This window comes from Motilimonas cestriensis (assembly GCF_021295315.1).
GTDB classification, from domain to species: domain Bacteria; phylum Pseudomonadota; class Gammaproteobacteria; order Enterobacterales; family CBDFNC01; genus Motilimonas; species Motilimonas cestriensis.
The window spans coordinates 216,177-222,900 of the sequence record NZ_JAIMJA010000008.1 but is presented as its reverse complement, the minus strand read 5'-3'; the positions used below and the strand labels follow the sequence as shown (position 1 = coordinate 222,900).

General features: G+C 44.1%; 4 protein-coding genes. 3 read left to right on the top strand and 1 reads right to left on the bottom strand.

Features of this window, described 5'->3' with window-relative positions; genetic code table 11:
* Window positions 1-548 precede the first annotated feature (548 nt).
* From rapA to K6Y31_RS10205, 3 genes are all read left to right on the top strand, one after another.
* Window positions 549-3,464 (top strand): RNA polymerase-associated protein RapA, encoded by a 2,916-nt coding sequence (rapA, locus tag K6Y31_RS10215; protein WP_233052678.1) that lies wholly within the window; start codon window positions 549-551, stop codon window positions 3,462-3,464.
* Between the two features lie 105 nt (window positions 3,465-3,569).
* The gene (locus tag K6Y31_RS10210; protein ID WP_233052677.1) at window positions 3,570-4,526 is read left to right on the top strand and encodes a DUF3530 family protein; all 957 of its coding nucleotides are present in this window, start codon (window positions 3,570-3,572) and stop codon (window positions 4,524-4,526) included.
* 39 nt (window positions 4,527-4,565) lie between these two features.
* Window positions 4,566-5,525 carry a D-2-hydroxyacid dehydrogenase gene (locus tag K6Y31_RS10205; RefSeq protein WP_233052676.1) on the top strand — a complete coding sequence of 320 codons (960 nt, stop codon included), beginning with the start codon at window positions 4,566-4,568 and terminating at the stop codon, window positions 5,523-5,525.
* Window positions 5,526-5,717: 192 nt separating this feature from the next.
* Here K6Y31_RS10205 and djlA read toward each other — a convergent pair whose 3' ends face one another.
* Complete coding sequence (gene djlA / locus K6Y31_RS10200; protein ID WP_233052675.1) at window positions 5,718-6,533, bottom strand: co-chaperone DjlA; 816 nt, start codon at window positions 6,531-6,533, stop codon at window positions 5,718-5,720.
* Between the last annotated feature and the right edge of the window lie 191 nt (window positions 6,534-6,724).

The window sequence follows — 6,724 nt, the reverse complement described above, 5'->3', positions numbered from 1 at the left end:
GATAAATAAATCGTTTTGGCGATTCGTTACCATTGCGCTGTCAACCGAAGTTAAACAACATGAGTATTCACACAGATTGCATGATTAAATTGTTAAAGAACATTGACTGGGTTGCTTTCGCTTTACCCCGTCAGGGCTGCGCATTCTACGCTAGCCGATTTGAAAGTCAATCGTTAATTTTAAGAAATTTTCGATTTATCTTTCTGGTTAGAAACCGCAGCTTCTTAACCACCTGATGTTGCGTTGCGCCTTGCGCTGTGCCGTCTCAGTGGTTGCGCATTATAGGGAGATTCGATTCTGGCGCAAGGCTTTTTTTGAAGTTTTTCACACTTTCGCCATAATCGTTCATTAATAGAGCACTACGACGATTAATCATACAAAACTGCACTCTCAATACCGCTTTTACTCTTTATAAAGGTGTCATATTGTCTAAGCTTAATACTCTTGCACTTTATATTAAGCTGTTTGCTAAATTGATAGTGATCCCATTTTAAGCTTTAGGTAACATAGCCGCCCTTTTCCCCACGGCATTCGGAGAGTAGTAATTAATGTCTTTTGCATTAGGTCAACGTTGGATAAGCGATACAGAGTCAGATTTAGGTTTAGGTACAGTGGTCGCTATAGAAGGTCGGGTTGTGACACTTCTATTTCCTGCATCTGGTGAAAACCGTAATTATGCAAAAGAAGATGCGCCGGTCACTCGCGTTATCTTTAACATAGGTGACGAAGTATTGAGCCATGAAGATTGGTCTCTATTAGTAGAGGACATCGAAGATAGTAGCGGCTTAATTACTTATATAGGTAAACGAACAGATACTAATGAAGACGTCAGCCTACGCGAGACCATGCTGAACAACTTCATTAAGTTTAACAAACCACAAGATCGTTTATTCGCAGGGCAAATAGATCGCGCAGAACACTTTGTGTTACGACATCGTGCCCTCAATCATCAGCATCAGCAACAGCAATCTGAATTACGTGGTTTAATGGGCGCACGAGTTGATTTAATCCCCCATCAATTTTATATCGCAGAAGAAGTGGGCAAGCGTCACGCTCCACGTGTATTACTAGCGGATGAAGTAGGGTTGGGTAAAACCATTGAAGCCGGCTTAATCATCCACCAGCAATTAATTTCAGGCCGCGCTAAACGCGTATTGATCCTAGTGCCAGAAACACTACAGCATCAATGGCTGGTTGAAATGATGCGTCGCTTCAATTTGCATTTCAGCATTTTCGACGAAGAGCGCTGTATTGAGGCTTTTGCCGAAGCGGATAACCCATTTGAAACCGAGCAGCTGGTTTTATGTAGCTTAGACTTCATCCGTAAAAAGCGTCGCCGTTTTGAGCAAGCAGTTGAAGCTGATTGGGATCTGCTGGTTGTCGATGAAGCGCATCACCTAGAGTGGCAAGAAGAAAAACCAAGTCGTGAATATCAAGTAGTAGAAGAGCTGGCCCAAGCAACAGCCGGTGTTTTACTTTTAACCGCTACGCCGGATCAATTAGGGCACCATAGCCACTTTGCCCGCCTTCGCTTACTCGATCCCGATCGTTTCTACGATTATGATGCGTTTGTAAAAGAAGAAGAGCAGTATAAAGATGTCGCAGACACAGTAAATCAATTAGTCAGTGGTGAAACGTTAGACCACGTAGCGCAAGATAAGCTGTGCTCTCTTCTTGCAGAACAAGATATCAGCCAAGCCCTTGCTACCATTAGCTCAGCTAAAGCCAACGCTGAAGAACAAACTAACACGCGCAACAATCTTATCTCACAATTATTAGATCGCCATGGCACAGGCCGTATCTTATTTAGAAATACCCGCGCGTCGATTAAAGGGTTCCCTAAGCGCACCCTTAATGCTGTGCCGTTAGCATTACCAGAACAATACAAAACCGCGATCAAAGTTGGCCAAATGATGGCCGGTAAAGGCTCGGTCGAAGATAAAGCTAAACAGTTCTTATACCCTGAAGAGATTTATCAGGAGTTTGAAGGCCAGTCTACCTCTTGGTGCGGTTTCGACCCACGCATTAACTGGTTACTCGAGTTACTGCAAAGTAATAAACAAGAGAAAATCTTGGTTATTTGTGCCAAAGCCAATACCGCCCTTGCTATCGAAGAAGCGCTGCGCACACGTGAAGGAATCAAAGCAACCGTCTTCCATGAAGGACTTTCTATTATTGAACGTGATCGCGCTGCCGCTTGGTTTTCACAACAAGAAGCAGGCGCACAGGTTATGATCTGTTCTGAGATTGGCTCTGAAGGGCGTAACTTCCAGTTCTCTCATCACCTAGTGTTATTTGATTTACCGATTAACCCTGACTTACTTGAGCAGCGAATTGGCCGTTTAGACCGAATCGGTCAGAAACATGACATCATCATTCATGTTCCTTACCTAGAGCACACCTCACAAGCCTTATTACAAGACTGGTATCACCAAGGCTTGAACGCATTTGAGCTTACATGCCCCGCTGCGCGCAATATTTATGAAGAGCAAAAAGAAACCTTACTCACGTTATTAGCGGCTAACAATCCTAGCCAAGAGGATATTGCCGAGTTAATCAGTGCCACTCAAACACAAGAACAAGCACTACGTAGTCAGATGGAGCAAGGCCGCGATAAGTTACTTGAACTCAACTCATCAGGCATCTTAAGTAACAGTGATGTGCTAGAAAAACTACAAGCTGAAGATGACAAGCCTGAATTTCCTTTATTTGCGCTTAAGTTATTCGACATTATCGGCATTAACCAAGATGACAAAGGTGAAAACTGTCTAGTACTTCATCCCACAGAGCACATGCTAGTGCCTAACATGCCGGGGTTGTCTTCAGAAGGCGCCACCGTCACATTTGATCGCAAAACCGCATTAAGTCGTGATGACGTACATTACTTAAGCTGGGAGCATCCAATGATCACCGGTGGCATGGACATTATTTTAAGCTCTGACACAGGTTCAACGGCTGTTTCACTGTTAAAGAATAAAGCCCTTCCAGCTGGCTCAATCTTACTTGAACTCATTTATGTGGTTGAAGCACCTGCAAGCGAACATAGCCAGTTGCAACGTTTCTTACCCACCACACCAATGCGTATTTTACTTGATAAAAATGGTACAAATTTAGCGACCAGCGTGGCATTTGATACGTTTAATAAACAATTAACACCAGTGAATCGTCATCTTGGCAGTAAATTAGTCAATGCCTCACAAACTGTGATCCATCAGCTGATTAGCCAAGCCGAAGTAATCGCGAAGCAGGAAATGCAAACTATCGTCGCCAGTGCGATTGAGAAAATGGAATCACAACTCAGTCAAGATAAAGCCCGATTAGAAGCTCTTAAAGCGATAAACCCAAGCATACGTGATGAAGAGATCCAATTTGTTGAGGAGTTGCTCAGCCACTCCACCAGCTTATTGAATCATACTCAACTCAAGCTTGATTCACTGCGCTTTATTGTTTCAACGCCGAATTAATTCGCTCATCGATACCGAGTGCAAATAACTGAGAGATAAGCCTTAGCTAAGCCGAGACAATTCGCTAGACTGTTAAATTAGTCTTCATTGTCTCGGTTAGTTAATATGCTATTGAAAAAATTTGCTCCGCTCCTGCTTACCTGCCTGCTCTTTTCCGCCCATTCTTTTGCCGCTGAGGAAGTCACCAGCAATCAAGAGCAAGCGCCAGCCGAAAGTGATCTTACGACTGAATCAACTACTGAGCTCTCAACCACAGAGACCTCTAGTAATGAAGCCGCCAGTAGTGATGCCGAGAGCAGCACAGAAAAAAGCAACTCCACCGATCCAAACAATCCATTAAAAAAATGGCCTATCCCACCAAGCCAAGATCAATTGCTCGGACAAGATTTAACGGATCTTTATTTGCCAGAGCAAACTATAACCCTCGGTCAAGATCCTAGCTTCACTGTCGTGGTCTATCATTCCGAGAACTCGCCAACACTGGGCACAGTAATAGTTCAACCACAATGGGCAAGCACGCCATTTAGCATAAATAAAATGCAAATACTGCGCTCATTAGTCCGTAAAGGTTGGCATGTGATCACCCTGATGCCCCAACCTGCTTTAGCAACCACGACGGAACAGGAAGCACAGCAAAAACTGCTAACCGATTACTTAACCTTTACTGCTCAACGTATGGCAGAATTAAAACAACTTCCTGAACTACAAGTGGGATTCACCCTAGTGGTGGCAGAGCATGATATGGCCGCAATCATGTTGGCGCTCTATGCGCAGAACCTTAGCCCAGCCCCGAGCGGGCTTATTTTACTCAATGCTCGCTCTAACACACCCGCCATAAACAAAAAAATGGCACGAGACTTGACCGCCTTGAGTATTCCTGTGTTAGATGTCTATCAGCAAAATGGCCCACTTCATCTAGACCACAGTAGTGAACTGAGAGCGCAAAGAGCAAAGGCAAGTGGGAAATATAATTACCGACAGCTCGCGCTCACCAGCATATTTTTTAATGAACAGCTTGGCTTAGAGATTAATGGCTGGACCCACCACCTTGGCTGGCAGTAACACTTTTAGCGCTAGCGGACACAAAAAGGATTAACCACTATGAGCAGCAAAATCGTCTTTCTTGATCGTGAAACCATTCCGGCTCATATCAACATTAACAGACCAAACCTCTCCCACCTATGGGTAGAATACCCCTATACATCAGCAGACCAGGTAATTGCTCGAAGTCAAGATGCCGAAGTGATCATTACCAACAAAGTCGTACTCGATCAGACGGTATTAAAAGCATGCCCTAAACTTAAATTAGTTGTGGTGGCTGCGACGGGCACCAATAACATCGATCTCAAAAGCTGTAATCAACTCGGCATTGCAGTTTATAACATCACCCACTATGCCAACCAAGGCGTCCCTGAGCATGCACTGATGTTAATGCTGGCACTGGCAAAAAACCTAATAGCTTATGACCAAGATGTGCGCCAAGGTCAATGGCAGCAAGCCAACCAGTTTTGCTTTACCGACCACAAAATCCAAAACTTGGCCGGAAAAACCTTAGGCATCATCGGAGCCGGCGCACTGGGACAAAATATGGCCCAACTGGGCCAAGCCTTAGGCATGAAAGTACTGATATCGGAGCACAAAGGGCAAAGAGTAATCCGTAAAGGTCGTGTTTCATTTTATGATGTAATAGCGCAAGCTGATTTTATTAGCTTACATTGCCCACTTACCGAGCAAACGAGCAAGTTATTCTCAGAAGAAGAATTTATCGCAATGAAAGCCACTGCTTATTTAATCAATACGGCACGCGGCCCATTAGTGGATGAATCAGCGTTAGTTACAGCGCTTTTAACAAAACAAATCGCCGGCGCAGCAACCGATGTCACGGCAACAGAGCCATTGCAAAACAATAGCCCACTCAATCAATTGCTTCATCTACCTAATTTTATAATGACGCCCCATATTGCATGGGCCAGTGATGAAAGCTTAGCCAACCTTTGTCAGCAGTTGATCAGCAATATTGATGGTTTTTATCAAGGCTCTCCACACAATAGAGTTATCTAGTCCCAAAAAACATTAAGATGGTTGCATAATTTCGCTTCTGTTTAAGCCTGACGCAGCCAGATAAAGTATGCTTTACGGCAAAATTGCGTTTTCAGGGGGTGAAAATGCAAAGGGGATCAGGACATATTCACTGCGTTTTGCCGTAACAACAAACTATTTTACTTACCCCGTGTTCCGTTTGAATAACAAACACTACTCGGTCTCTTTAACTTGTTTTATCAGCTCGTACGCTTTTTGGATGTCTTGGGCTTTTTCTTTAGCCACTTCCATCATCTCAGGAGGTAGGCCTTTGGCAACTAGTTTATCGGGGTGATGCTGGCTCATAAGCTTTCGATATGCCTTTTTCACCACCGCAAAAGAATCTTGTTCCGTGACGCCTAAAATTTGATAAGCATCGGTTAACTGCTGCGCTCTTTGTTCTTTTGATGAACCTCTTCCCTGACGGTGGAATTTTAACTCAGCTTCTAACATAGAGATCAATCGAGCCAGTTCCGCTTGGCTAAACCCTAAAATATCAGCGACTTTGTCGAGTACATCCTTCTCATTGGGATGCAACTCCCCGTCAGCAAATGCGGCTTGCAACTGTATTTCTAAAAACATCTGCAGCACATTTTTTCGACCTCGGCAGCTGGCGACAAATGTTTTCAAAGTTTCTTCGAGAGGAAATTCAGATTCTTTGCCTTGACGAAAAGCTTCTTGGGCCGCTTGTTTGTGAGTAGCGTCAAGATTTAATCTATCCATTAATAAACTCGCCACACCAATCTCTGCTGCCGTGACTCGTCCTTTAGACTTGGCAATATGGCCCATCACAGAAAACGTAGCGTGGAAAAACAACTGCTGCTGGCGTAACGCGGATTGCCGAGCAGCACCGATAAGGGTTTCACGAAAACGACCACTTTGGCCTAACGCCTTATCAAGCTTATGGCCTAACCAAATACCGATTAACGCCCCAATGAAATGATGGGCCAACATATAACCAAAGAAACCACCTAACAGCTTACCCCACATGTTTTGCTACCCCACTTAAAAAGATCGCAGCATTGTGACAAAAACCCACCCCAACAAGCAAACATCAACTTAAAATATCACCGCAAAATCCGTAACTATGTTGGCGAGCTAAGCTGATTGCTTTATCATAGGCAGTCAACTTGTTGCTCAGTTTAAGAACCGTCTACCATTGAGCCCAATATTTCGCGATT